21 protein-coding genes and 2 rRNA genes are annotated in these 24,862 nt (G+C 69.3%); 10 read left to right on the top strand and 13 right to left on the bottom strand.

Going from position 1 to position 24,862, the window contains the following annotated elements; genetic code table 11:
* Positions 1-185: 185 nt before the first annotated feature.
* Entirely contained in the window at positions 186-389 is a 204-nt protein-coding gene (locus K4G22_RS17130; RefSeq protein ID WP_062217329.1) for a cold-shock protein, read from the top strand.
* Positions 390-1,129: 740 nt separating this feature from the next.
* Here the strand turns inward: K4G22_RS17130 and K4G22_RS17125 are convergent.
* The 7 genes from K4G22_RS17125 to K4G22_RS17095 form a co-directional block, all read right to left on the bottom strand.
* The gene (locus tag K4G22_RS17125; protein WP_228081113.1) at positions 1,130-1,687 is read right to left on the bottom strand and encodes an ATP-binding protein; all 558 of its coding nucleotides are present in this window, start codon (positions 1,685-1,687) and stop codon (positions 1,130-1,132) included.
* 400 nt (positions 1,688-2,087) lie between these two features.
* Positions 2,088-3,476 carry a dicarboxylate/amino acid:cation symporter gene (locus K4G22_RS17120; RefSeq protein ID WP_425336709.1) on the bottom strand — a complete coding sequence of 463 codons (1,389 nt, stop codon included), beginning with the start codon at positions 3,474-3,476 and terminating at the stop codon, positions 2,088-2,090.
* A 411-nt stretch (positions 3,477-3,887) separates the two neighbouring features.
* Entirely contained in the window at positions 3,888-4,202 is a 315-nt protein-coding gene (locus K4G22_RS17115) for a DUF4229 domain-containing protein (protein ID WP_228081112.1), read from the bottom strand.
* Positions 4,203-4,304: 102 nt separating this feature from the next.
* Positions 4,305-4,880 (bottom strand): GNAT family N-acetyltransferase, encoded by a 576-nt coding sequence (locus tag K4G22_RS17110; RefSeq protein ID WP_228081111.1) that lies wholly within the window; start codon positions 4,878-4,880, stop codon positions 4,305-4,307.
* A gap of 4 nt (positions 4,881-4,884) precedes the next feature.
* Positions 4,885-6,051: an aminofutalosine synthase MqnE gene (gene mqnE / locus K4G22_RS17105; RefSeq protein ID WP_228081110.1), complete on the bottom strand. Its 1,167-nt coding sequence runs from the start codon at positions 6,049-6,051 to the stop codon at positions 4,885-4,887.
* A gap of 54 nt (positions 6,052-6,105) precedes the next feature.
* Positions 6,106-6,567, bottom strand: coding sequence for an Lrp/AsnC family transcriptional regulator (locus tag K4G22_RS17100; RefSeq protein ID WP_228081109.1), 462 nt, complete (start codon positions 6,565-6,567; stop codon positions 6,106-6,108).
* Between the two features lie 68 nt (positions 6,568-6,635).
* Positions 6,636-7,328, bottom strand: a complete 693-nt coding sequence (locus K4G22_RS17095) for a UbiX family flavin prenyltransferase (protein ID WP_228081108.1) — start codon at positions 7,326-7,328, stop codon at positions 6,636-6,638.
* A 181-nt stretch (positions 7,329-7,509) separates the two neighbouring features.
* Here K4G22_RS17095 and K4G22_RS17090 point away from each other — a divergent pair, with 181 nt between their 5' ends.
* From K4G22_RS17090 to K4G22_RS17080, 3 genes are read left to right on the top strand one after another with little or no spacing between them, the layout of a single operon-like run.
* Complete coding sequence (locus K4G22_RS17090; RefSeq protein ID WP_228081107.1) at positions 7,510-8,733, top strand: hypothetical protein; 1,224 nt, start codon at positions 7,510-7,512, stop codon at positions 8,731-8,733.
* Positions 8,734-8,766: 33 nt separating this feature from the next.
* On the top strand, positions 8,767-9,420 hold the full coding sequence (locus tag K4G22_RS17085; RefSeq protein ID WP_228081106.1) for an O-methyltransferase: 654 nt from the start codon (positions 8,767-8,769) through the stop codon (positions 9,418-9,420).
* A 50-nt stretch (positions 9,421-9,470) separates the two neighbouring features.
* The gene (locus K4G22_RS17080; RefSeq protein WP_228081105.1) at positions 9,471-10,334 is read left to right on the top strand and encodes an Fpg/Nei family DNA glycosylase; all 864 of its coding nucleotides are present in this window, start codon (positions 9,471-9,473) and stop codon (positions 10,332-10,334) included.
* A gap of 18 nt (positions 10,335-10,352) precedes the next feature.
* Here K4G22_RS17080 and K4G22_RS17075 read toward each other — a convergent pair whose 3' ends face one another.
* Positions 10,353-11,873, bottom strand: coding sequence for a protein kinase domain-containing protein (locus K4G22_RS17075; RefSeq protein ID WP_228081104.1), 1,521 nt, complete (start codon positions 11,871-11,873; stop codon positions 10,353-10,355).
* A gap of 279 nt (positions 11,874-12,152) precedes the next feature.
* Between K4G22_RS17075 and K4G22_RS17070 the strand changes: the two genes are divergently transcribed.
* Positions 12,153-13,169 carry a sigma-70 family RNA polymerase sigma factor gene (locus K4G22_RS17070; RefSeq protein WP_228081103.1) on the top strand — a complete coding sequence of 339 codons (1,017 nt, stop codon included), beginning with the start codon at positions 12,153-12,155 and terminating at the stop codon, positions 13,167-13,169.
* On the opposite strand, the gene K4G22_RS17065 is transcribed toward K4G22_RS17070, so the two are convergent.
* Positions 13,056-13,397, bottom strand: coding sequence for an STAS domain-containing protein (locus K4G22_RS17065; protein WP_228081102.1), 342 nt, complete (start codon positions 13,395-13,397; stop codon positions 13,056-13,058). The two genes, K4G22_RS17070 and K4G22_RS17065, sit on opposite strands and share 114 nt — an antisense overlap.
* 69 nt (positions 13,398-13,466) lie before the next feature.
* Entirely contained in the window at positions 13,467-13,907 is a 441-nt protein-coding gene (locus K4G22_RS17060; protein WP_228084119.1) for a GNAT family N-acetyltransferase, read from the bottom strand.
* Between the two features lie 333 nt (positions 13,908-14,240).
* Between K4G22_RS17060 and K4G22_RS17055 the strand changes: the two genes are divergently transcribed.
* From K4G22_RS17055 to K4G22_RS17035, 5 genes are all read left to right on the top strand, one after another.
* Positions 14,241-15,065 carry a DUF8175 domain-containg protein gene (locus tag K4G22_RS17055; protein WP_228081101.1) on the top strand — a complete coding sequence of 275 codons (825 nt, stop codon included), beginning with the start codon at positions 14,241-14,243 and terminating at the stop codon, positions 15,063-15,065.
* Positions 15,055-16,344 (top strand): hypothetical protein, encoded by a 1,290-nt coding sequence (locus K4G22_RS17050; RefSeq protein WP_228081100.1) that lies wholly within the window; start codon positions 15,055-15,057, stop codon positions 16,342-16,344. Before K4G22_RS17055 ends, K4G22_RS17050 begins: the two co-directional genes overlap by 11 nt.
* Positions 16,341-17,894, top strand: a complete 1,554-nt coding sequence (locus K4G22_RS17045) for an SCO6880 family protein (protein ID WP_228081099.1) — start codon at positions 16,341-16,343, stop codon at positions 17,892-17,894. The genes K4G22_RS17050 and K4G22_RS17045 overlap by 4 nt, the downstream gene beginning before the upstream one ends.
* Before the next feature lie 139 nt (positions 17,895-18,033).
* Positions 18,034-19,443, top strand: a complete 1,410-nt coding sequence (locus tag K4G22_RS17040) for an ATP-binding protein (RefSeq protein WP_228081098.1) — start codon at positions 18,034-18,036, stop codon at positions 19,441-19,443.
* 9 nt (positions 19,444-19,452) lie between these two features.
* Complete coding sequence (locus tag K4G22_RS17035; protein ID WP_228081097.1) at positions 19,453-20,685, top strand: hypothetical protein; 1,233 nt, start codon at positions 19,453-19,455, stop codon at positions 20,683-20,685.
* On the opposite strand, the gene K4G22_RS17030 is transcribed toward K4G22_RS17035, so the two are convergent.
* The 3 genes from K4G22_RS17030 to K4G22_RS17020 all read right to left on the bottom strand — a co-directional run bounded on the left by K4G22_RS17030 (position 20,682) and on the right by K4G22_RS17020 (position 24,603).
* On the bottom strand, positions 20,682-21,179 hold the full coding sequence (locus K4G22_RS17030; protein ID WP_228081096.1) for a GNAT family N-acetyltransferase: 498 nt from the start codon (positions 21,177-21,179) through the stop codon (positions 20,682-20,684). The two genes, K4G22_RS17035 and K4G22_RS17030, sit on opposite strands and share 4 nt — an antisense overlap.
* 139 nt (positions 21,180-21,318) lie before the next feature.
* Positions 21,319-21,435 (bottom strand): 5S ribosomal RNA (gene rrf / locus K4G22_RS17025).
* Positions 21,436-21,490: 55 nt separating this feature from the next.
* Positions 21,491-24,603 (bottom strand): 23S ribosomal RNA (locus tag K4G22_RS17020).
* Between the last annotated feature and the right edge of the window lie 259 nt (positions 24,604-24,862).

Raw genomic sequence — 24,862 nt, 5'->3', positions numbered from 1 at the left:
GGTCCACCCGACGGGTGATCTCTGCTCTTCCGACCGTGCACACCCCGTGCTAGGCTCGCGCCGAGTTGCAGTTTGGTTTCCCTTGCAGTACGAGCCTGCGGAGCATGTGACCGCGGGCTTTCGTCGTTTTCAGGCTTCATGCAGGTTCTGGAGCAGGGCGACCCTTTTAGGCCCAGGGAGGGCTTATGGCTACCGGAACCGTCAAGTGGTTCAACGCCGAGAAGGGCTTTGGCTTCATCGCCCAGGATGGCGGCGGCCCTGATGTCTTCGTTCACTACTCCGCAATCAACGCCACCGGTTTTCGTTCTCTTGAGGAGAGCCAGGCCGTGACCTTCGACGTCACCCAGGGTCCGAAGGGCCCCCAGGCGGAGAATGTCAACGTGGTCTGACGCCAGTTCTTCGGCGTAACCCAAGAAGCCCCTGTCCTCACCGACAGGGGCTTCTGTTTTCCCGTTTCTTCCCGTGTCCCCCGTTTCCCCCGGATTCCCCCGCGCCCGGCGGCCCTTCGACGTCCGGCGGCCCTTGGGCGCCTTATGAGGGGACGCACCCGGCTTTCCGGGGGTTTCCCGGCCTATCGCTCCTTTCCCCACCTGCCGGGGGCGCCCCGGATTCCCGCCGGCGGCAACGGGCCCTCGGCGGCCGGGGAGTTCCGGTCGGCATCGCCGTGGAGAGCTCCGGGATTCCGCGCCCGACGGCCGACATTCCCGGAATCCGGGATTCCGGAATCACGTTCCGCAGTCGGGGAATTCGGGATGTCCCGATGGCGGGGCGACGCCTCGGGCCGCTCGGCGGACGAGCCCCGGGCCGCCGCCGCGCCGCGACCGTCGCCAACCCGCCACGCGGGCCCAGGGCCCCGGCGGCCGAGAAGCCCGTCGGGGAGCGGGCCCGCCCGCCAACCCGACCCTGGCGATCGGAAGTTGGGGCGCCACGCTCCGCTATGCGACGGGGCTCACATCCGGATCAGCGCCGGTCCTCTTGCGGGCGGGGCGTGCCCACGTCAGAGTTCTTGGCATACGGCACTCCCGCCGTCGAGCCGCTCCGGCGGGTGTGCCGTCTCAGCGGAGGGCTGCTTTCAGGCCATCCGCTGTCGATGTCGGATGGCTGGAACCAGTCGCCTCCGGCCGGGAGTTCACTCGTTCCCCGACGGTCCGCCGCCCAGGTCGAACCGGCAGAAGACGCTCTTGCCGCCCTGGTCGATCGGGGCCCACCAGGTCGCGTCGGCGAGGCTCTGCACGATGAACAGGCCGCGTCCGCCCTCGGCGAGCAGCGCGTCCGCCGAACCGCTGGACGGGTCGAGCGGATCGCCGGCGGGCAGCGTCGGCGGCGTCGAGTCCTCGTCCGAGACCTCGACGAACAGCGAGCGCGGCCAGTAGCGGAAGGCCACCACCACCCGCCGCGCGCCGGCCAGTTGGACGCGGCGGCCGTCCGGTGTCGCGTGGTGGATGGCGTTGCCGACGAGCTCGGAGACGCACAGCTCCACATCGTCGGCGAGCCGCTCCAGGCCCCACTCGGCCAGCACATGGCGCGCGGTGTGGCGGGCGGCGGTGGGGGTGTCCGGATAGTCGGCGATCAGCGCGATCGACCGGAAGCGGTAGCCGCTGGACGGCACCCCCAGCTCCACCGGCTCCACCGGCTCCACCGGCATCGACAGCGCGATCAGTTGGGGCGGCCCTCCCAGGTCTCTCATGTCCGGCGACGTCATCGGTCTCCCCCTCCAGCGGCCGGCTCCGTGAACAGTCGTCGCCCACCGGCTCCGGGGAACCAGCGGGAATCAGCTAGTAACCAGTCAAGAGCCGACACACCCCTTTAGGGAACGAGCACAAGGGGGTTCACGCGCACATCGGGGGGGTTCACGTGATGCATGGGATGCGGGTGCGTGCTCCCCCGTGTCCCCCGTGTCGCGCTGTGCTTTTTTGAGGTTTCCCGGGGTTGCCCGAGGTCTCCCGAGGTCTCCCGAGGTTGCCCGGGGTGCCCCGGGGCTTTCCTGCCCGGGGCCGTGCCCCCCTGTGGGACCCAGGTGGCACGCCGAACGGCCCCGACCGGCAACGGATGTGCCGGCGGGGGCCGTTGGGTGAGGTGGTGCCGCGTCAGCCGGTCGGCTGTTTCGGCACGGGGGGCGCGGGGGGCGCGTCGGCCGCCGCGTCGTCGAGGTCGCTGATCTCGAAGCTGGTGGCCGAGTCGTACTTCTCCCGGTCCAGGATCCCCTCCTGCGAGGCGACGATCACCGGCACCACGGCCTGGCCCGCGACGTTGGCCGCGGTCCTGATCATGTCCAGGATCGGGTCGATCGCCAGCAGCAGGCCCACGCCCTCCAGCGGCAGGCCCAGCGTCGAGAGCGTCAGCGTGGTCATCACGGTGGCGCCGGTGAGGCCCGCCGTGGCGGCCGAACCGATCACCGAGACGAAGACGATCAGCAGATAGTCCTGCACATCGAGGCTCACGCCGAAGATCTCGGCCACGAAGATCGCCGCCAGCGCCGGGTAGATCGCGGCGCAGCCGTCCATCTTGGTGGTGGCGCCGAACGGCACCGCGAAGGACGCGTACTCCTTCGGCACACCGAGACGCTCGGTGACCTTCTGGGTCACGGGCAGGGTGCCGACCGAGGAGCGCGACACGAACGCCAGCTGGAGCGCGGGCCAGGCGCCCCGGAAGAAGCGCACCGGGTTGACTCCGCCGGCCCGGTAGAGCAGCGCCGGGTAGACGACGAAGATCACCAGCAGCGAGCCGACATAGACGCCGGCCGTGAAGGTCGCGTAGTCGCCGAGCAGATCCCAGCCGTAGTTGTTGACGGAGCGGCCGATCAGGCCCAGGGTGCCGAGCGGCGCCAGCCGGATGACCCACCAGAGCGCCTTCTGGAGCAGCGCCAGCGCGGTCTCGCCGAAGGTGATCAGCGGCGCGGCGCGCTCGCCGAGCTTCAGCGCGGCGATGCCGACCACGGCGGCGATGAACACGATCTGTAGCACGTTGAGTTCGGCGAACGGGGTGACCGGGTCCGAGGGGATGATGCCGGTCAGGAAGTCCAGCCAGGAGCCCTCACTCTGCGGCAACTCACCGTCGGCCGGGGTCAGCTCCGAGCCGGAGCCCGGGTTGGTGACCAGGCCGATGGTGATGCCGATGGCCACCGCGATCAGCGAGGTGATCAGGAACCAGAGCAGGGTGCGGGCCGCCAGCCTGGCCGCGTTGGAGACCTGCCGCAGGTTGGTGATGGAGACCGCGATGGCGAAGAACACCAGCGGCCCCACGGCCAGGCGCAGCAGCTGGACGAAGATGCCGCCGATCTCGTCGAGGGTCCGGCCGAGCCAGTCGACGGACCACTCGCGGGCCACCCAGCCCAGCACCAGCCCGAGGACCAGGCCGGCCAGGATCTGTGCCCAGAAGGGCGGCAGGGTTATGCGCCGCCGGCCGTCGGTGGCGGACCCGGGGGACCCCGAGGAATCGGGCGCGGGAGAGGAGGGGGAGGAAGGGGGGGAGGACACAGGAACGCTCCGGTCGGGGGTGAAGACGGGGGATCGAACAACGATCGTGCTCAGGGATGTCAGCCGCGCGGGAACACCACCCCGCGCCGAGGCGGGGAGTCGTCGGATCGCACGGGGGCGCCGAACAGTTCGGGGATGCGAGGTGTCAGCGACAGGCCGCGGTGAGACAGCGGCAGAGATCGATGTGCAGACGCGCGACAAGCGGAACGCTCACCAGGGGAGCGGGCGCGGCTGCGGTCTTCATGCGGAGCACGCTAGCACCCCTCCCCCCATACGTCATGGTCATGCACACTCCGGACTTCCCGCCGGCCGGCGGGTGCCCCTGGCCCGCAGGTGCCAACGCCCCACCGGGGAGGGCAATTCCCTGGTGGGGCGCGGTGGGGTGGGGTGAGAGGGATCACGTCCGCCGGGTCAGGCGGCGTCGTCCTCCATGTCCCGGTTGGCGTTGAGCCGGGCCTTGGCCCGCTCGACCCTGGGCACCAGCTGACGCGACATCTCGTCCCGCTGCCCGCGCAGCAGCACCAGGCTGAGCGGCGCCGAGACGACCAGCGAGAGCAGCACCAGCCACAGCGGGTTCGCCGTGCCGACGGACTCGGGCACCACCCCGACGTAGGCGAGCACCGCGAGCACCGCGAAGCAGCCGGCGAAGACGGCCAGCCGCAGCCCGGTGTAGCGCAGGGTCGCGGACCACGAGTGGCCGCTGGTCGTCGTGGTGGAGCCGGTCATGTCCTGTCCCCTGTCATCCTCGTGCTTCCTTCCGCCCTCGAAGCGGCGCGTCACCGGCCGGCGCCGGCCCTCGACTGTTCCTCGGCTGTTCCTCGACGATGGTCACCCCAGGGGAAGCCACAGCGTGACGTCGTCCCGGTAGTCGTTCTCGCCCACCCTGATCGCGTCCGGCACCCGGCCGACCTCCTGGTAGCCGCAGGAGGCGTAGAACGCCTCCAGGCCGAGACCGGAGCGGCACGTCAGCCGGATGCCCATGACGTCGGGGTCGATCGCCCGGGCCGCCGAGGCGGCGGCGGCCATCAACTCCCGCCCGGCGCCGCGCCCCTGCCAGTCCGGGTGCACCATCACGGTGCTCAGCCACAGCCAGTGGCCCATCAGCCGGTGGCTGTTGCGGCGCAGGAAGGCGGTGGCGACGGGGGTGCCCCGGTCGGTGACGCCGATCAGCAGCCGGGTGGTGCCCTCGGCCATCCCCACCAGATGCTGGCGCAGTGCCGGCCGCACCTCCTCGGGGGTGACCGTCGGCACGAAGCCGACCGCGCCGCCGGCGTTGACCACGTCCGCCCAGAGCGCGGCGACGGCCTCGGAGAGCGCCGCGGTGGGGGCCGGGTCCAGCACATAGCGGGGCCAGCCCTCGCGCGGACCGCCGCGGGCGGGGGCCCTGGCCACTGTCTCGGTCATGACCTCACACCCGCATCGGCTGGGGTGCGTCGCGCCGCCCCGGGTCCGGCCCGTCGTACTCGCGCACCACCTCGTAGCGGGTGTTGCGCTCCAGCGGGCGGAACCCGGCGTCCCTGATCAGCTCCAGCAGATCGTCCCTGGTGAGCTTGTCAGGGGTGCCGAAGTTGTCGGCGTCATGGGTGATCTTGTACTCGACGACCGAGCCGTCCATGTCGTCCGCCCCGTGCTGTAGGGCGAGTTGGGCGGTCTGCACGCCGTGCATCACCCAGAAGACCTTGACATGCGGCACGTTGTCGAAGAGCAGCCGGGAGACGGCGAAGGTGCGCAGCGCCTCGGCGCCCGAGGCCATGGTGGTCCTGGCCTGGAGCCGGTTGCGGATCTTGCCGTCCTTCATGTCCACGAAGTCGTGCTGGTAGCGCAGCGGGATGAAGACCTGGAAGCCGCCGGTCTCGTCCTGTAGTTCGCGCAGGCGCAGCACATGGTCGACGCGGTGCCTGGGCTCCTCGATATGCCCGTAGAGCATGGTGCAGGGGGTCTTGAGGCCCTTCGCGTGCGCCAGCCGGTGGATGCGCGACCAGTCCTCCCAGTGCGTCCGGTGGTCGACGATGTGCTGTCTGACCTCCCAGTCGAAGATCTCCGCGCCGCCGCCGGTCAGCGACTCAAGGCCGGCGTCGATCAGCTCGTCGAGGATCTCGGAGGCGGACAGCCCGGAGATCGTCTCGAAGTGGTGGATCTCGGTCGCGGTGAACGCCTTGAGGGAGACCTCGGCCGGCAGCGTCTCCTTCAGCGCGCGCAGCGATCTGGGGTAGTAGCGCCAGGGCAGGGTGGGGTGCAGGCCGTTGACGATATGCAGCTCGGTCAGCCCGTCGCCCTCCATCTCCTTGGCCAGCCGGACGGCCTCCTCGATGCGCATGGTGTAGGCGTCCTGCTCGCCCGGCTTGCGCTGGAACGAGCAGTAGGCGCAGGAGGCGGTGCAGACGTTGGTCATGTTGAGGTGGCGGTTGACGTTGAAGTAGACGACGTCGCCGTTCTTCCTGGTGCGCACCTCGTGGGCCAGCCCGCCGAGCCAGGCCAGGTCGTCGGCCTCGTAGAGAGCGATGCCGTCCTCCCGGGACAGCCGCTCCCCCGCTCTGACCTTCTCCTCCAGCTCCCGCTTGAGCCCCACGTCCATGCCCTGTGCCTCCTGGGTGCGGTCTCGTGTGTGCTGTGTGCCGTTCTCCCGAGGTTACGCCTCGCCGTCCTGCGGCAGCTCGCCGACCCTGTTCTCCCACTTGGTGGAGAGCACGATGGTGGAGCGGGTGCGCGACAGGCCCTTGGTGCGCGAGAGCCGCCGGATGGTGCGTTCGAGGCCCGCCACGTCGGGGGCCCTGACCTTCAACATGAAGGAGTCGTCGCCGGCGATGAACCAGCAGTCCTCGATCTCCGCCAGCTCCCGCAGCCGGCCGGCGACCTCCTCGTGGTCGACCGCGTCGGAGAGCTGGATGCCGATCAGCGCCGTGACGCCGAGGCCGAGCGACGCCGCGTCCACCGTGGCGCGATAGCCCGTGATCACCCCGGCCGCCTCCAGCCGGTTGATCCGGTCGGTGACGCTCGGGCCCGAGAGGCCGACCAGGCGGCCCAACTCGGCGTAGGAGGCTCGGCCGTTCTCGCGCAGCGCCTGAATCAGCTGCCTGTCCACCGCGTCCATCGTCGCAGAGCCTTCCTCGTCCCCAGGTCGATTACACAGATGAATCTAAGGCATACACCCCACCTGACCTAAGAGTGGCCGGCTGAGCGGGCCGCGCCGCCCAGCTCGCCCCGCCAGCGCCGATACAGGGAGTGCTCCACTCCGGCCGCGTCCAGCGCCCGCCCGGCGACGAAGTCCACCAGCTCCTGCAACACCACCGCGCCCGCGTAGAACGCGGGGGACGCCGGCAGCACCACGGCACCCGCCTCGTCCAACGCCACCAGCTGCCGCAGCGTCGGCCCGTTCAGCGGCGTCTCCCGCACCACCACCACCAGCGGCCGGCGCTCCTTGAGCGTCACCGCAGCGGCCCGCTGGAGCAGGTCCTTGGAGAGGCCGAGCGCCACCCCGGCCACCGAGGCGGTGGACGCCGGCACGATCAGCATCCCCCGCGCGGGATAGGAGCCCGACGAGGGCCCGGCCGCCAGATCCCCCGCCGACCAGTACCGCACCCGACCCAACTCCGGCGCGTAGGCGTCGCGTTCGCCCCCCGCGCCACGGGAGAGCCAGGCCGCGAGATCCGCCTCCCAGTGCCCGTCGCGGAAGGAGATGCCCGTCTCGTCCCGCAGCGTCAGCCGCGCCGCTCGGCTCACCACCAGATCGACGGACTCCCCCGCGGCCAACAACCCCCGCAGCACGGCCGCCGCATACGGCGTGCCCGAGGCCCCCGACACCCCCACGACCCAGGGCCGACGCCCGCCGTCGGCCGGCTCTCCGTCATCCATGCCCCGAGGCTAACCGGCCCCTCTGACAGCCGCCCGAGTTGGGGCATCTTGTCCTACAGGCAACGAGCTGCTTACCAGACGGTGACGCATCGGCCACAGACGGCGCCCCGCTGATCGTTCGGGAAACGGGGCATGGACACTGGATCCCAAGGCCACCCCGGTTGGTCTCGTCCTTGCCCCCGTGGACAGGAGTGCCGACATCAGTACCCGCACCCGCACCCGTGACAACCTGCGGCGACTGGCCGCCCTTGGCGGCGTAGCACTGCTCGCCACCGGGACCGCGGCCTGCCAGGTGGCCGAGAGCGCGGGCGCCGGCTTCGCCGTCTCCGACGCCAAGGACGAGCTCCTCTCCCGCGAGGCCGTCACCCTCAGCGCCTCCCTGGACGCCACTCCGGAGGAGGTGCGCGCCTATCTGGCCCGCTCGGCGGAGCTGGCCGCCGACGCGGGCGGAGCGGGCGCCGCTGGCGAACCGTCGGCGCACGAGGCGAGACTCCTCGCCGACCTGGAGCTGACCCTCTCGGTCGGCGACCCGGAGGAGGAGACCCGGATGCGGGACCTCGCCCCCGGCGACCCCCTGAACAGCTCGCTGACGGTCAACTTCGGCGGCAGGGACGTGGTGGGGCTCAAGCGGGTCGAGGACCTCACCTATCTGCGGGTCGGCGCCGAGGCCCTCGTCCAGGACGTCTACGGCGGGGACGAGGCCACCGTCGCCAGGGCGGAACGTTTCGCGCAGGACGCCCGCCGGCTGCCGGCGCCGCTCGCCGCCGCCGCCCGCGCGCTGCACGGCGACTGGGTCGAGGTCGACCCCTTCCAGTACCCGGCCTACGCGGAGACCCTCGGCGAGCAGGGCGGCGTCACCCCCGAGATCGCCTCCGACCTCGCGGGATCGATCGAGGACGGCAGCGTCCTGCTCCGGCCCGAGACCCAGTGGGAGCTGGCCGACCAGCTGGAGAACGCGCTCAGCGAGGGTGCCACCACCCAGCACGAGGGCGAGGCCCGCGGCGCCGAACGCGTCACCCTGCGCATGTCGGCCGAGCAAGCACACCGCGCGCTCGCCCCGCTGACCGACCTGCTCAACGAGCAGACGCGGCGCTTCGGCCTGCCGCCCGTGGTGGCCGAGCCGACCGACCCCGCCGCCGAGGTGACCGCCGCGCTGGCCATCCGCAACGGCGTGCTCGCCGAGGCCACCTTCGACCTGGGCCAGTTCGGCGGCCCCGACGCCGGCTCGCTCCCGCTGCGGCTCTCCCTCGCCGGCGGCGCCGCGCTCGCCCTGACCGCCCCCGAGTCGGCGGGCCCCGTCTCCCCCGACGACCTCACCGTCGCCCTGCTCTACCTCCAACTCCGCGAGCAGCAGCGCGCCGAGGACGAGGACCGCGCCGACCTGCCAGGGCCGATGCAACCCTGACACCCGGCCGGAACCGGACGTAGGGTGCCCGGCATGGACATCGTCAACCCCGCCCTGAACGACTACCTGTTGGCGCACGCCACCCCGGCCGACGAGGTGCTCCGCGACCTGGCCGCCGAGACCGCCGCCGCCCTGCCGGAACACCTGAGCATGCAGATCACCCAGGACGAGGGCACCCTGCTCACCCTGCTGACCCGCCTTACCGGCACCCGCCGCGCCCTGGAGATCGGCACCTTCACCGGCTACTCGTCGATCTCCATCGCCCGCGGCCTGGCCCCCGGCGGCACCCTGCTGGCCCTCGACGTCAGCGACGAGTGGACGTCCATCGCCCGCCGCTACTGGGAGCGCGCCGGCGTCGCCGACCGCATCGAGCTCCGGCTCGGCCCGGCCGCCGACAGCCTCCGGGCGCTGCCGGAGACGGAGACCTTCGACTTCGCCTTCATCGACGCCGACAAGGTGGGCTACCCCGTCTACTACGAGGAGACGCTGCGCCGGCTGCGGCCCGGCGGGCTGATCGTGCTGGACAACACGCTCCGCTCAGGCCGCGTCGTCGACCCGGACGCCCAGCACCCGGCCGACCAGGCGATCCGTGAGATCAACGACACCGTCGCCGCCGACCCGCGCGTCGACGCGGTGCTGCTGTCGGTGCGGGACGGCGTCACCCTGATCCGCAAGCACACCGACTGAGGCGGACCACTCACCTTCGGTTACGACAAACCGGGCATATCCTGGAGTTCATGCCCGAGCTACCCGAAGTCGAGGCACTGCGTGCCTTTCTCTCCGAGCACCTCCTGGGACGGACCGTCGCCAGCGCCGTCCCCGTCGCCTTCCACAGCCTGAAGACCTACGACCCGCCCCTGACCAGCGTCGAGGGGCGGACCGTCACCGCGGTCGAACGCCATGGCAAGTTCCTCGACCTCGCCTTCGACAACGGCCACCACCTGCTGGCCCATCTGGCCAGGGCCGGCTGGCTCCGCTGGCGGGACGCCCAGCCCACCGCGCCCCCCAAGCGCGGCAAGGGCCCGCTGGCGCTCCGCGTCGTCCTCACCGACGGTGCCGGCTTCGACCTCACCGAGGCCGGCACCCAGAAACGCCTGGCGATCTCCTGCGTGCGGGACCCGGCCGAGGTGCCGGGTGTGGCCCGCCTCGGCCCCGACCCGCTGGCGCCCTCGTTCACCGCCGCCGAGCTGGGGAACCTGCTGCGCGGCGAGAAACGCAGGCTCAAGGGCGTGCTCCGCGACCAGAGCGTGCTGGCCGGCATCGGCAACGCCTACTCGGACGAGATCCTGCACGCCGCCCGCATGTCGCCGTTCCTGATCGCCGCCCGCCTCGACGAGACGGAGGTCACCCGGCTCCACGAGGCGCTGCGCGCCACCCTGGCCGGCGCCGTCGAACGCGCGCACGGCGTGGCCGCCGGGCGGCTCAAGGCCGAGAAGAAGACCAACCTGCGGGTGCACGGCAGAACGGGCGAACCCTGCCCCGTCTGCGGCGACACCATCCGCGAGGTGGCGTACCACGACTCCTCGCTCCAGTACTGCCCGCACTGCCAGACGGGCGGCCGGCCCCTGGCCGACCGGCGGCTGTCCCGGCTGCTCAAATAACGCCACCCGCCCGCCGGCCTATGCCTCCACCAGCACGCCGTGCGATTCGGCGATCTCGGCGAGCCCACCGGGGAAGCCGCTGCTGCTCGCCGAGAAGAGCCAGCCCTCGTCGTCCCGCACCAACTCGCCGACCGTGACGCCCAACACCCCGGCCGGCCCGCGCGGGAAGCCGTAACACAGCAACTCCGTCTCCGCCCCGGCGTCCAGCAGCCGCAGATGCGGCTGCTCCACCCGGAACAGATCCCCGCCATCGGCCGACTCCCCGTCCAGCGACAGCGCGAACACCACCCGCCGCGCCCCCTCGGGCAACTCGGGCAGCCGCACCGAGAACAGCGCCTCCGCGTCGTCACCCCCCAACCGGACGCCCACCCCCGAGGGCTCCGGATTGTTGTAGAAGACGAAATGATCGTCCGACAACACCTGGCCGTCCTCGTCCACCACCAGCGCGCTGGCATCCACATCGAGGCCGTCCGCCACCCGCCAGCCCACCCCCACCGTGAACTCCGACGCCCCCGGCAGCACATCGCCCAGCCGCATCCGCTGCCCGGTGGCCAACGGCAGCCGGCCCCCGTCCGGATGCGGACAGCTGGCCAACAGCACCGAACGGGGATCGACCCGCGTCGGCTCGTAGCCGAGCGCCCCGGCCACCGGGCTCGCCGGCACCGCGACCGAGGCGACGGCGGTCAGCGACAACGCCCGCAACCGCTCGGCCACCTCCGTCGCGCTCGCCGGCCGATCCTCGGGACGCTTCGCCAACAGCGCCAGGACCAGCCGATCCCACTCCGCCGACACCCCGGCCCGCCGCTCGCTCGGCGGCTCCGGATCGCTCTCCATCTGCTGCCGCAACAGCTGGTACAACGACGGCCCGCCGAACGGCGCCCGGCCGGTGACCAGCGCGTAGAGCACACAGCCCGTCGAGTACAGATCGCTGCGGAACTCCACGGTGCCACCCTCGATCTGCTCGGGCGACATATACGAAGGAGTGCCCACCACCACCCCCGTCGACGTGAGCCTGGCGTGGTCGGTCGACTCGGCCAACACGGCGGCGATCCCGAAGTCCAACACCCGCGCCAGCCCGTCGGGGCCGACCATCACATTGGCGGGCTTGAGATCGCGGTGCACCACACCCGACTCATGGGCCACCGCGAGCGCCCGACAGATCTGCTCCCCCCACCGCGCCACCTCGGCGAGCGGCGGCAACTCCTGCGCCAACACCTCGTCCAACGACCGGCCGTGCAACCGCTCCATCACCAGATAGAGCACCGTCTGGCCCAGTTGATCGCCCTCGAAGACCGTCTCCCCCACATCGTGCACCGTGACGATGAACGGACTGGAGAGGCCGGCCAACAACTTCGCCTCCCGCTCGAACCGCTCCCTCGCCCTGGGATCACGGCCCACCGCGCCCGACCCCACCAGCTTGATCGCGACATGGCGCTCAAGCCGCAGATCCAGCGCCTCCCACACCGTCCCCATGGCGCCCTCGCCCAGCTGCCGGCCCAGCCGATACCGCCCGTCGATGATCCGCTCCCGCGTCACCACGCACCCCCCTGCCCGTTCACCCGATCGGCCCGGCCCACACATCGCTACCGCTACTTTATTCGGCGCCGGCGATCAAAGCCCATGGGCGGGGAAACCGCCCCCACACCGATACCGGGCCGCCACCGGGCGGGCTCGCCGCCACGTCGAACCGCCGTTGTCAGTGCCCCTGGCTACGCTGACCGCAGCTTGACCCAACCGGTCACCGACGGACCGGCCGCGCTCCCCCGAGGACCCCGGCCGACCAGCGCGAACCGCCCCCGACAGGCCAGGAGCCCAACGATGAGCACACAGGCGAGCACCGCCCCGCAACCCACCACCGAACCCCCCTCCGCCCACGAGCTGGAGCAGTACCGCAGGGAGTTGACGGGCTACTGCTACCGCATGCTGGGCTCCGCCTTCGAGGCCGAGGACGCCGTCCAGGACACCATGATCCGCGCCTGGCGCTCCCTGGACCGCTTCGAGGGCCGCTCCTCCCTCCGCTCCTGGCTCTACCGCATCGCCACCAACGTCTGCCTCACCGCGCTCAGCGGCGCCGGCCGCAGGGCCCGCCCGATGGACCTCACCGAAGCCACGCCCACCGCCGCCATCACCCTGGGCCCGCCCCTCCCCGAGACCGCCTGGATCGAGCCCATGCCCGACGCCCGCGCCATGCCGAGCCCCGACGAACACGCGGAGACCAAGGAGTCCATCCGGCTGGCCTTCGTCGCCGCCCTCCAACACCTGGCGCCCCGTCAACGAGCCGTGCTGATCCTGCGGGAAGTGCTCAGCTGGCGCGCCAGCGAGGTCGCCGAACTGCTCGACACCTCCGTCGCCTCGGTGAACAGCGCCCTCCAGCGCGCCCGGGCCACCCTCGCCAAGAGCGGCGTCTCCGAGTCCGCGCCCAGCGAACCGCTCTCCGAGGAGAACCGCGCGCTGCTGGCCCGCTATCTCGACGCCTTCGAACGCTACGACATGGACTCGCTGACCGCCCTGCTGCACGAGGACGCCACGCTGTCCATGCCGCCCTACGACATGTGGATGCGCGGCCCCGCCGACATATCCGCCTGGATGCTCGGCCTGGGCGCCGGCTGCCGCGACTCCCGCCTGATCCCCACCCAGGCCAACGGCTGCGGCGCCTTCGGCCAGTACCGCCCCGACCCGGACGGCGGCTTCAGCCCCTGGGCCCTCCAGGTCATCGAGACCTCAGCGGGGCGGATCACGGGCATCAACGCCTTCCTCGACACCGCCCATCTCTTCCCCCTCTTCGGCCTCCCCGACCACCTGCCCCAGACCGAGCCAACCGAGGAGACCGACTAACCGCTCGTCAGCGCCGACAAAGCTCAGCCCGCAGCCAAGGCGCTTCGCGGTCAACCGCAACCGCGCCAGCGCGCCCACCGCCTCGGGCCCGCCGGCGCCCAGAGCCGTGGCATCCACCGTGACCCGGCGCGCACCACTGGCCCGCACCACCGCCGCCAACCGATCACACAGCCCGGGCACATCCGCGCCACGCACGGGTCCCCGCACCACGAACACCACATCGCCCATCGCCGGTCTCCCTTCCGCAGACACAGACCGACCCCGCGGGCGGAACTCATCGCGCCCCGACCGCGCGGCTCAGCGCGGCAGCGGCTTCACCCACCGCTGCCAATGGGCCTCCGGGCCGTATCCGTTGGCCGACCAGGCGGCGTGCGCCGACTCGTTCCGCCACAGCACCATCGCGTCCGCCCGCCGACCCCCCAGGGCGGCGAACCGCGCCTCGGCCGCCGCCAACAGCGCCGAAGCCACCCCGCGCCGACGCCAGGCCCGAGCCACCGCCAACCGATAGAGATGACAGCGCCACCCGTCGAACCCGGCGATCACCGTACCCACCAACTCACCGCCGCACTCCGCCAGCAACAACGCCTCCGGATCCCGTTCCACCAGCCCGGCCACCCCCGCCACATCGTCACTGACGCTGGTGCCCTCGGCCGCCGTCCGCCAGAACTCCAACACCCGCGCCACCTCAGCCACCCCGGCCGCGCGGATCTCCACCCCGGCTCCCCCGTTCCCACCCATCGCACCGACCCCGCTCGTCTCACTGCTCTCACCGGTCTCAGCCATGGCCGCATCCCAACACCGCGCCGGCACCGGTGGCCAGCGGATATCGCCCACCGCGAGCACCCCGTCCGCGCCGCGATCCCAACTCCCGTACGGCCAACGGAGGATCACGTCCGAGCAGGCCACACCGGCGGCAACCACCGACCGCCGGGCGCCCACCGTCACGCCGGCGCACGGAACGCCGCCGAACCAGCGGAGATCAACTCCGCTGCGAAGGAGCGGAACGTCAGTGGAGGGCGCTAACGTCATGTGAGGAGGTAATAGACTCGCTGCTGTTGAGGGGGCGCGAACATGAGTTACGGCGACGACTACGAGGACGCACACGCCCGCCGCACCCCCGCCCAGACCAGAACACGCCTCCCCGACCAGCCAGAACCCACCACCCGCAGGACCTCACCGTCCCCGGGCCGCAACACGGTCACCATCGTGGGAGTGATCGTCCTCCTCGTCGCGGCCATCGTCTTCGCCAACCAGGCCAGGGACGACAGCGGCGGCCAGTCCTCGGACGACGACCAGGGCAGCCAGGCCCAACCCACCTCCCCCACCGGCGAACTCCCCGTCGAAGGCGCCACCAACGGCATCCCCTCCGGCTTCCCCCAGACCGAACAGGGCGCCGAGAGCGCAGCCGCCAACTACGCCGTAGCCCTCGGCGGCACCGGCATGTTCAACCCGACGGAACGCGAGGCGATCGTGAGCACGATCAGCTCCGCGGGGACCGTGGAGCAACTCCTCGCCTCCTACGGCGCGGACTACAGCGAGGCCCTGAACGCCGACATCGGCCTGAACAGCGAGGGCGTCGCGCCCGAAGGCAGCACCTTCGTCAACCGCACCCTGCCCATCGGCAGCAGCGTCGAGGCCTACAGCGCGACCACCGCCGAGGTCTCCGTCTGGTGCTCCGGCCTCTTCGGCATTGCCGGCCTCGACTCCCTGAACCCGGTGCGCACCAGCTGGTTCACCATGCGGCTCACGCTGGTCTGGGAGGGCTCGGACTGGAAGGTCGTCGACACCCAGCAGTCCGAGGGCCCCACCCCCGTCAGCGGGGACAACCGCGTCTCCGGCGCGGAGGAGATCGCCGAAGCGGTAGAGGAGTACGGGGGGTTCACCTATGCGCGCTGAGACCCGGAGGCGACTCGCCGCCCTCGCCCTGGCCCCGGCTGGCCTGCTCGCCGCCGGCCTCGCCACCGCCCCGGCGGCCCACGCCGACGAGGAGGAGAACCCCGAGTGCGCACTGGTCTCCGGTGCCGCAAGGGACTACTGCGAGGGGGACGGCGGCGGTGGCGGGGAGGGGCAGGACGGGGGTGGGGGGTCGGGGTCGCTCAACGACTCGCTCGATCCGCTGTCCTCGCTGGCGCGCGGCTGCGCCGACGCCGCCGCCTGGATCGTCAACGAGCTGTCCGACCTGGTCTCCGCCACCACCAACGTCGACTTCACCAACGCGTCGTTCCTCCGCCAGTACGCCGTGGTCTTCGCCGCCTCCACCGTCCTCACCCTGATCCTCTGGCTGCTGGCCATCGTCAAACGCGCCATCCGCGGCGTCCCGTTGACCACCGCCGTCTCCGAGGCCATCGGGTTCCTCTGGCTCACCGTGATGGCGTCCGCCTTCACCCCGCTGATCCTCTACGCCGTCGTCTCCGCGACAGACGGCGTCACCGACGCCATCGTCGCCGGCACAGGGGACAACTCGGACGCCTTCTTCGGCGACTTCGCCGCCGCGCTGGAGGCGGGTGAGAGCATCGGCGGCGGCCCCATCATGCTGATCGTGGTCTCGCTGATCTCCATCCTGGCCGCCGGCGTGCTCGCGCTCGAACTGGTCATCAGAGCCGCCATGTTGTACGTCGGCGCCCTGCTGGGCACCGCCGTCTACGCGGGCCTGGTGGACAAGAACCTCTGGAGCCACGTCAGGCGTTGGGCCGGCATCATGATCGCGATCATCCTGATCAAACCGGTCATCGTGATCGTCCTCGGCCTGGCCGCCGCCCTCACCACCGCCGAGGGCCCCACCGCCACCTCGTCGATCATCTCCGGTCTGGCCATCATCCTGTTGGCCATCTTCGCCTCGGCCATGATCTACCGCTTCGTCCCGGGCTTCGGCGACGAGATCGTCAGCCACCGCCAGATGCGCCAGGACACCTCAAGCCGCGCGGCGAAGGCCGCCATCTCCAGCCCCGCCACCATGCTGCGCCAGGGCATGAGCACCCACGGCACCCGGGAGGGCGGTGGAGGCGGCGCCGCCGGAGGTGGCGGCGGAGGCGGCGGGGGCGGCGCCCGCCCCGCCAACCCGGTGGCCGGAGGAGTCGCGGCGCACAGTACCCGTTCGGGCCAAACCGGGTCATCATCGTCTTCGGAAGCGGGCAACCGCCGAGCCAATCCGGGGAATCGAGGGGATAGCCGGTGACCGCCCCACCCCAGACGTTCACCCGTCGCCGCACCTACCTCATCGGCCGCGCCCGCCCACAGGCCATCGTCGGCCGCAACCGCGAGACCGGCGAGATCGCGCTGATCGTCGTGGGCGCGTTCCTCGGGATGATGAGCGGCATCCTCATCCCGGCCCTCACCGCCAGGATCGTCGGCCTGGCCGGCTTCCCCATGCTCGCCCTGGCGGCCGTCTACGTCCCCTACAACGGCCGCACTTTCTACAGGTGGTTCGAGATCAACCGCTCCTTCCGCCGCCTCCTGCGGCGTGGTGCCACATACCGTTCCGCCGCCTCCGAGGCGGGCACCCTCATCGACGGTCGCGAGGTCGCGATCGGCGCCCCGCCCGGCGTCGGCCCGGTCCAGTGGGTGGCCGCCCCGTTCGGCCCCGACGAGCTGGCCGTCCTGCTCCACACCGACCGCCGCACCATCACCACGGCCATCGAGATCGAGGGCCCCGGTGTCGGCCTCAGGGACAGCGAGGACCAGGAAGCCCTGGTCGAACGTTTCGGCACGCTGCTGAAGCATGTGGCCAACGGCGACGGCCATGTCACCCGGCTGCAGATGCTCGCACGCACCCTGCCCGCCGATCCGGACGCCCACGCCAACGACGTGCGGGAGCGCGGCGACCATGGGGCGCCTGCCTGGATCCAGGACTCCTACGACCAGTTGCAGTCCATGGTGTCCACCTCAAGCGAGCAGCACCGCGCCTACCTGGTCGCCTGCATGAACCACTCGCGGGAGCTGAGCAACGAGGCCAGCACCATCGCGAAGGCGTCCAAGGCGCAGCGCGGACAGCGCCGCCTCTCCCAGGACGAGGCGCTCGCGATCGTCATGGCGCGCGAACTGACCGACATCTGCGCCCGGTTGACCGAAGCCGACATCCGGGTGCGGCAGCCGCTCGGCGAAGCCAGGCTCGCCTCCCTGATCCACTCGATGTACGACCCCGACCATCCCATCGACCACATCCAGGCGATGTCCAAGCGCAACGCCTGGCCCGCCGAGTTGGACGCCCGCGAGCCCACCTTCCTCCAGGCGAAGACCCGCGAGTCCGGCACCCGCGATCCCTGGTGCCACGCCACGGCCTGGGTCAAGGAGTGGCCACTGACCCCCGTCGGCGTCAACTTCCTGGCCCCGCTGCTGGTCCACACCCCCGACGTGATCCGCACGGTCGCCGTCTGCATGGATCTGGAGCCGACCGAGCTGGCCATCGAGCGGATGCTCACCGAGAAGACCAACGACGAGGCCGAGGCCTCCCGCGCCGCCAAGATGAACCGCACGGTCGACCCCCGCGATGTCGCCGCGCACAGCCGCGTCGACCAGCGCGGCGACGATCTCGCCTCCGGCGCCGCCGGCGTCAACCTCGTCGGCTATCTGACGGTCTCCTCGCCCGATCCCGAGTCGCTGGCCCGCGACAAGCGGACCATCCGTGCCTCGGCCGGCAAGTCCTATCTGAAGCTGGAGTGGTGCGACCGCGAGCACCACCGCGCCTTCGTCAACACCCTGCCCTTCGCCACCGGCATCAGAGGGTGACCCATGGCCGACTCCCCACCCCGCACGCGCCGATGAACGTCCCGGTCCCCGATCGCTCCCCAGTCCCCGATCCCCCCATCGGACCCGACGAACCCGCCGCCCGACCACGGCGGGTCCGCACGGTGAAGGAGGTGCCGCCATGCCGCCCCGCGACCCACTGAACGCCATCACCGAGGCGTTCACCAGCCTGCTCTTCGGCAGGACCGAAAGCACCCGGCTACCGGTACGCACCTCCACCGGACAGGCCCAGGCCGTCTATCTCCCCACCGCCGCCCCGGGTCTCGGCGACTCCGGCGTGATCATCGGCCGCGAGGTGTACTCGGGCAAGGGCTATATCTACGACCCCTTCCAGCTCTACGGCCAGCAGCTCCCGGCCCCGCACTGGCTGGTGCTCGGCGAGTCCGGCAACGGCAAGTCGGCCCTGGAGAAGACCTATGTGCTGCGTCAGCTCCGGTTCCGGGACCGGCAGGTGGTGGTCCTCGACGCGCAGGGCGAGGACGGCGTCGGCGAATGGAACCTCATCGCCCAGGAGTTGGGCATCACGCCCATCCGACTCGACCCGATGGCCGCCCTCGACGGCGACATCCGCCTCAACCCGCTCGACCCGGCGATCACTACCACCGGCCAACTCGCCCTGCTCCGCACCATCATCGAGGTGGCCCTCGGCCGCTCCCTCGACGAGCGCGCCGGCTTCGCCCTCAAGGTGGCCCACGCCTACGTCAACCAGACCATGGTGGACCGTCAGCCCATCCTGACCGACATCGTCGAGCGCCTCCGCCACCCGCTGCCGGAAGCGGCCGACGTGATGAACGTGGCCCTTGAGGACGTCCGGGCCTGGGGCCTCGACGTCGCCCTGGTGCTCGACCGGCTGGTCGACGGCGACCTGCGCGGCATGTTCGACGGCCCCACCACGGTCGGCATCGATCTGGACGCGCCGCTGATCGTCTTCGACCTCTCCCACATCGACCGCAACTCCATCGCCATGCCGATCCTGATGGCGATCGTCGGCATCTGGCTGGAGCACACCTGGATCAGGCCCGACCGCAGAAAGCGCATCTTCCTCGTCGAGGAGGCGTGGCACATCATCAACTCGCCCTCGGTCGCGCAGCTCTTCCAACGCCTGCTGAAGTTCGGCCGCCGGCTCGGCCTGTCCTTCGTCGCCGTGGTCCACCACCTCTCCGACGTGGTGGACGGCGCCGCCGCCAAGGAGGCCGCCGCCATCCTCAAGATGGCCTCCACCCGCACCGTCTACGCCCAGAAGTCCGACGAGGCCAGAGCCACGGGCCAGGTCCTCGGCCTCCCCCGCTGGGCCGTCGAGATCATCCCCACCCTCACCCCCGGGATGGCGGTCTGGGACGTCAACGGCAACGTCCAGGTCGTGAAGCACCTGGTCACCGAGGCGGAACGGCCGCTGGTCTTCACCGACCGGGCCATGACGGAGTCCTCCGCCGCGCTGGAGGCCGCAGCCGTCGTCGAGGCCGACGACCCCTTCGAAGCCGAGACGGAGGCCCGGGTGATGTCCTTCGAGAAACGCCAGGGCGTGGGGTAGGCGGCGGCCATGTCCCAGCACGAACAGCCATCGGCTCCGCCACCGCCGTCGGGCCCGCAGCGACGCGGGGGCGGGGTGCCGGACACCCTGCTGCTCGGCGGGCTCGGCCTGCTGGTCAGCCTCGCCGCGCTCACCTGGTCGGCGACCGGCATCGGCGGCTGGCTGCGCCACGGCAGTTGGCCGGACGGGGTCTCGTTCCTCCGCACCGGCCAGGCGCTGAAGAGCTTCCTCACCGCCCCCAGCGACATTCCCGACGCCTGGACGGCCGCCGACCCCACCACGCTGCCGAGCGCCAGCCTGCTCTGGCTGCTCTTCTTCGCCCAGGTGGTGGTGCTCTTCTCGCTGGTCCTCTGGCTCTCCGTCAGCTGGACCCGCTGGCGCGCCAGGCGCGACGCCCGCGGGATCGTCCAGGCGATCCCGCCCGAGCCCGAGCCTGCGGACCGGCCCACCGCCCCCGTCGAACAACGCCCGGCCGCCCAGGAGTTCAGCCGGCCGCAGATCCCCACGCCGGCGTCCGCGCCGCCCCCCAGGGCCGATCCGGTGGGCGCCGTCCTGGACGCCCCCGAGGGCCTGGTCGTGGCCGATCCCGAGGGCACGCTCTGGGCGAAGACCGCCAAGCAGCGCGGTCGACGCGGCCCGGTGCACGTCTACGACCCCGGGCATCTCACGGAGGCCCCGGTCCGCCTGCGCTGGGCACCCCAGCGGGACTGCGCCGAGATGTCACACGCCCGGGAACGCGCCACCCGGCTGCTGGACCCCGTCCGCCCGCGGGAGCCCGTCTTCCAACTCGACGCGGAGACCGCCGAGACGCTGCTGCGCTGCTATCTGCACGCCGCCGCCCTGGCCGGGGAGCCGTTCCAGCAGATCCCGCGCTGGGCGAACGGCCGGTCGCCGGGCGAGCCGGGCAAGATCCTGCGCACCCATCCCGGCGCCGCGGGTGGGGCGGCCATGGAGTTGGAGAGCACGCTCACCGTCCACCCCGGGCGCAGGGACGCCGCCCTCCGGCTGATCGGCGAGGCGCTCCGGCCGCTGGACCAGGTCCATATCCGCCAGTCCTGTTCCCCGGGGCGGGTTGACGGCCTGGCGTTGGACAACCTCACCAACGAGGGGGCCACCCTCTATGTCGTCGGCGCCGGCGCCGACACGGCCGGCCTCCGAGCGGCCCTGGTCCACGCGGTCACCAAGGCCCAACCGGCACTGACCCTGATCGGCCACGACGGCACCGTCTCGGGGCCGCGTTAGGGCCGCCAGGACCGGGGGCGGCGGTAGACCAACTCGTAGGCGTACAACGACGCGTCGCGAGGGTCCGGCGAGGTGCTGCCGGTGGGGCGGAACCCCAGATTCCGGTAGAACCGCGCGGCCCTGGCGTTGTGCTGATGCACCCGCAGCCGCACGTCGAGGTCGCCGGCCCAGTCCATGGCGGCCCGCATGAGCTGCGCGCCCAGGCCGGTACCGCGATGCTCGGGCGCCAGATAGACGCCCATCACCTCGGCGTACACACCGCCGGTGTCGATCTTCACCATGCCCACCCAGCGGCCGTCGTCGGTCTCGCCGACGAAGGTCACGACCTCACCGCCCGAGGCCCGTCGTTCCCAGTCACCCCTGGTGAGTTGCTCGGCCTCCTCATAGGGCTCGAAGAAGGCCATGGGCGCCACCGCGTCCCGCAGCGCGGCCAGGCGCAACTCCCGCAGCTGCTCCCAGTCCTCACGCCGGCTCTGTCGAATGCGGTACGCCATGCGGTGATGTTGCCACCGGCGACAGCGCTTCGCAACGCGTGTCCACATTCCCGGAAAAGAGGAAACAAAAAAAGAGGTGGGGTTCAGCGGCCGAAACCGGTGAACCCCACCTCTACTACTCATACTTCACTCAAAAATTGTCCGGCGGCGACCTACTCTCCCACACGGTCCCCCATGCAGTACCATCGGCGCTGAAGAGCTTAGCTTCCGGGTTCGGAATGTAACCGGGCGTTTCCTCTCCGCCATGACCACCGGAACCCTATAAAAAGGCGTGGCCAAACAACGAAAATTCACAGTGGACGCGAGCATCTATGGACAAGCCCTCGGCCTATTAGTACCGGTCAACTCCACCTATCACTAGGCTTCCATCTCCGGCCTATCAACCCTGTGGTCTACAGGGAGCCTTACCCCATCAAGTGGGTGGGAGTCCTCATCTCGAAGCAGGCTTCCCGCTTAGATGCTTTCAGCGGTTATCCCTCCCGAACGTAGCCAACCAGCCATGCCCTTGGCAGAACAACTGGCACACCAGAGGTTCGTCCGTCCCGGTCCTCTCGTACTAGGGACAGCCCTTCTCAAGACTCCAACGCGCGCAGCGGATAGGGACCGAACTGTCTCACGACGTTCTAAACCCAGCTCGCGTACCGCTTTAATGGGCGAACAGCCCAACCCTTGGGACCAACTCCAGCCCCAGGATGCGACGAGCCGACATCGAGGTGCCAAACCATCCCGTCGATACGGACTCTTGGGGAAGATCAGCCTGTTATCCCCGGGGTACCTTTTATCCGTTGAGCGACGGCGCTCCCACAAGCCACCGCCGGATCACTAGTCCCTGCTTTCGCACCTGCTCGACCCGCCAGTCTCACAGTCAAGCTCCCTTGTGCACTTACACTCACCACCTGATAACCAACCAGGCTGAGGGAACCTTTGGGCGCCTCCGTTACTCTTTAGGAGGCAACCGCCCCAGTTAAACTACCCACCAGACACTGTCCCCGATCCGGATCACGGACCCAGGTTAGACATCCAGCACGATCAGAGTGGTATTTCAACAATGACTCCACCCAAGCTGGCGCTTGAGCTTCACAGTCTCCCACCTATCCTACACAAACCGAACCGAACACCAATATCAAGCTATAGTAAAGGTCCCGGGGTCTTTCCGTCCTGCTGCGCGAAACGAGCATCTTTACTCGTAATGCAATTTCACCGGGCCTATGGTTGAGACAGCCGAGAAGTCGTTACGCCATTCGTGCAGGTCGGAACTTACCCGACAAGGAATTTCGCTACCTTAGGATGGTTATAGTTACCACCGCCGTTTACTGGCGCTTAAGTTCCCAGCTTCGCCACACCGAAATGTGACTAACCAGTCCCCTTAACGTTCCAGCACCGGGCAGGCGTCAGTCCGTATACATCGCCTTACAGCTTCGCACGGACCTGTGTTTTTAGTAAACAGTCGCTTCTCGCTGGTCTCTGCGGCCACCCCCAGCTCAGACAGCAAAGTGTCATCACCAGAAGAGGCCCCCCTTCTCCCGAAGTTACGGGGGCAATTTGCCGAGTTCCTTAACCATAGTTCACCCGAACGCCTCGGTATACTCTACCTGACCACCTGAGTCGGTTTAGGGTACGGGCCACCATGAAACATCGCTAGAGGCTTTTCTCGACAGCATAGGATCATCCACTTCACCACAATCGGCTCGGCATCAGGTCTCACCCACAATGTTGCACGGATTTACCTGCACAACGGGCCACACCCTTACCCCGGGACAACCACCGCCCGGGCTGGACTACCTTCCTGCGTCACCCCATCACTCACCTACTACCCCCTCGGGTCACCGGCTCCACCACTCTGGATCACCTCGAAAGGATCACCAGCGGCTTCACGGGCTTAGCATCAGAAGATTCAGCGTTGGCGCTCCATAGCGGGTACCGGAATATCAACCGGTTATCCATCGACTACGCCTGTCGGCCTCGCCTTAGGCCCCGACTTACCCTGGGCAGATCAACTTGACCCAGGAACCCTTAGTCAATCGGCGCACACGTTTCTCACGCATGTATCGCTACTCATGCCTGCATTCTCACTCGTGAACCGTCCACAACACGTTTACACGGCTGCTTCACCCAGCACACGACGCTCCCCTACCCACCACACACAAGTGCAGTGACACGACTTCGGCGGTGTACTTGAGCCCCGCTACATTATCGGCGCAGAATCACTCGACCAGTGAGCTATTACGCACTCTTTCAAGGGTGGCTGCTTCTAAGCCAACCTCCTGGCTGTCTCTGCGACTCCACATCCTTTCCCACTTAGCACACGCTTAGGGGCCTTAGTCGATGCTCTGGGCTGTTTCCCTCTCGACCATGGAGCTTATCCCCCACAGTCTCACTGCCGCGCTTAAACTTACCGGCATTCGGAGTTTGGCTAAGGTCAGTAACCCGGTAAGGCCCATCACCTATCCAGTGCTCTACCTCCGGCAAGAAACACACGACGCTGCACCTAAATGCATTTCGGGGAGAACCAGCTATCACGGAGTTTGATTGGCCTTTCACCCCTAACCACAGGTCATCCCCCAGATTTTCAACTCTGGTGGGTTCGGGCCTCCACGCAGTCTTACCCACGCTTCACCCTGCCCATGGCTAGATCACTCCGCTTCGGGTCTAGGGCATGCTACTCAAACGCCCTCTTCGGACTCGCTTTCGCTACGGCTCCCCACCAACAGGTTAACCTCGCAACACACCGCAAACTCGCAGGCTCATTCTTCAAAAGGCACGCAGTCACGACACAGCAAGCAAGCTCACTGTGCGACGCTCCCACGGCTTGTAGGCACACGGTTTCAGGTACTATTTCACTCCGCTCCCGCGGTACTTTTCACCATTCCCTCACGGTACTATCCACTATCGGTCACCAGGGAATATTTAGGCTTAACGGGTGGTCCCGCCAGATTCACACAAGATTTCTCGGGCCCTGTGCTACTTGGGAAACACACAAGAGAGCCACCATGATTTCGCCTACGGGGGTCTTACCCTCTACGCCGGGCCTTTCGCATGCCCTTCGACTACCACAATGGTTTCTTACTCTCCGACCGTCCGGCAGAACGACCAAGCACGCTCCCACAACCCCGCCTGCGCAACCCCTGCCGGGTATCACACACAAACGGTTTAGCCTCATCCGGTTTCGCTCACCACTACTCCCGGAATCACTGTTGTTTTCTCTTCCTGCGGGTACTGAGATGTTTCACTTCCCCGCGTTCCCTCCACACCGCCTATACATTCAGCGGTAGGTGACAGCCCATAACGACTGCCGGGTTTCCCCATTCGGACACCCCCGGATCACAGCTCGGTTGACAGCTCCCCGGGGCCTATCGTGGCCTCCCACGTCCTTCATCGGTTCCTGGTACCAAGGCATCCACCGTGCGCCCTTAATAACTTGGCCACAGATGCTCGCGTCCACTGTGCAATTCTCAACCAACAACCAGTCCACCAAAAGAAACCCCCCATCAAGGGAGCCCCTCCTGATACTGGAAACCGAAGACACCAACCACCCAACAGCGGCCGTGCCCTCAGACACCCAACAACGTGCCCGACACCCCTCATGCCTTCCGGACCGCGTTCCACACCCATCACAAGGACGAGTAGTACTAGCAGGCCGAAAAACCCGAAGAGCGCCGAATAGTCAATGTTCCACCCATGAG

Origin of the sequence: Streptomyces profundus (assembly GCF_020740535.1) — a bacterium.
Classification (GTDB): Bacteria; Actinomycetota; Actinomycetes; order Streptomycetales; family Streptomycetaceae; genus Streptomyces; species Streptomyces profundus.
This window is presented reverse-complemented; position numbering and strand designations above follow the sequence as displayed.

Coding starts and splice junctions, on each gene's coding strand:
- mqnE (WP_228081110.1), bottom strand. CDS start 6,051: ATGGACGTGGGGCTCAAGCGGGAGCTGGAGGAGAAGGTCAGAGCGGGG.
- K4G22_RS17095 (WP_228081108.1), bottom strand. CDS start 7,328: ATGGATGACGGAGAGCCGGCCGACGGCGGGCGTCGGCCCTGGGTCGTG.
- K4G22_RS17110 (WP_228081111.1), bottom strand. CDS start 4,880: ATGACCGAGACAGTGGCCAGGGCCCCCGCCCGCGGCGGTCCGCGCGAG.
- K4G22_RS17125 (WP_228081113.1), bottom strand. CDS start 1,687: ATGAGAGACCTGGGAGGGCCGCCCCAACTGATCGCGCTGTCGATGCCG.
- K4G22_RS17035 (WP_228081097.1), top strand. CDS start 19,453: ATGTCCCAGCACGAACAGCCATCGGCTCCGCCACCGCCGTCGGGCCCG.
- K4G22_RS17085 (WP_228081106.1), top strand. CDS start 8,767: ATGGACATCGTCAACCCCGCCCTGAACGACTACCTGTTGGCGCACGCC.
- K4G22_RS17060 (WP_228084119.1), bottom strand. CDS start 13,907: ATGGGTGGGAACGGGGGAGCCGGGGTGGAGATCCGCGCGGCCGGGGTG.
- K4G22_RS17030 (WP_228081096.1), bottom strand. CDS start 21,179: ATGGCGTACCGCATTCGACAGAGCCGGCGTGAGGACTGGGAGCAGCTG.
- K4G22_RS17050 (WP_228081100.1), top strand. CDS start 15,055: ATGCGCGCTGAGACCCGGAGGCGACTCGCCGCCCTCGCCCTGGCCCCG.
- K4G22_RS17070 (WP_228081103.1), top strand. CDS start 12,153: ATGAGCACACAGGCGAGCACCGCCCCGCAACCCACCACCGAACCCCCC.
- K4G22_RS17065 (WP_228081102.1), bottom strand. CDS start 13,397: ATGGGCGATGTGGTGTTCGTGGTGCGGGGACCCGTGCGTGGCGCGGAT.
- K4G22_RS17040 (WP_228081098.1), top strand. CDS start 18,034: ATGCCGCCCCGCGACCCACTGAACGCCATCACCGAGGCGTTCACCAGC.
- K4G22_RS17115 (WP_228081112.1), bottom strand. CDS start 4,202: ATGACCGGCTCCACCACGACGACCAGCGGCCACTCGTGGTCCGCGACC.
- K4G22_RS17055 (WP_228081101.1), top strand. CDS start 14,241: ATGAGTTACGGCGACGACTACGAGGACGCACACGCCCGCCGCACCCCC.
- K4G22_RS17130 (WP_062217329.1), top strand. CDS start 186: ATGGCTACCGGAACCGTCAAGTGGTTCAACGCCGAGAAGGGCTTTGGC.
- K4G22_RS17080 (WP_228081105.1), top strand. CDS start 9,471: ATGCCCGAGCTACCCGAAGTCGAGGCACTGCGTGCCTTTCTCTCCGAG.
- K4G22_RS17100 (WP_228081109.1), bottom strand. CDS start 6,567: ATGGACGCGGTGGACAGGCAGCTGATTCAGGCGCTGCGCGAGAACGGC.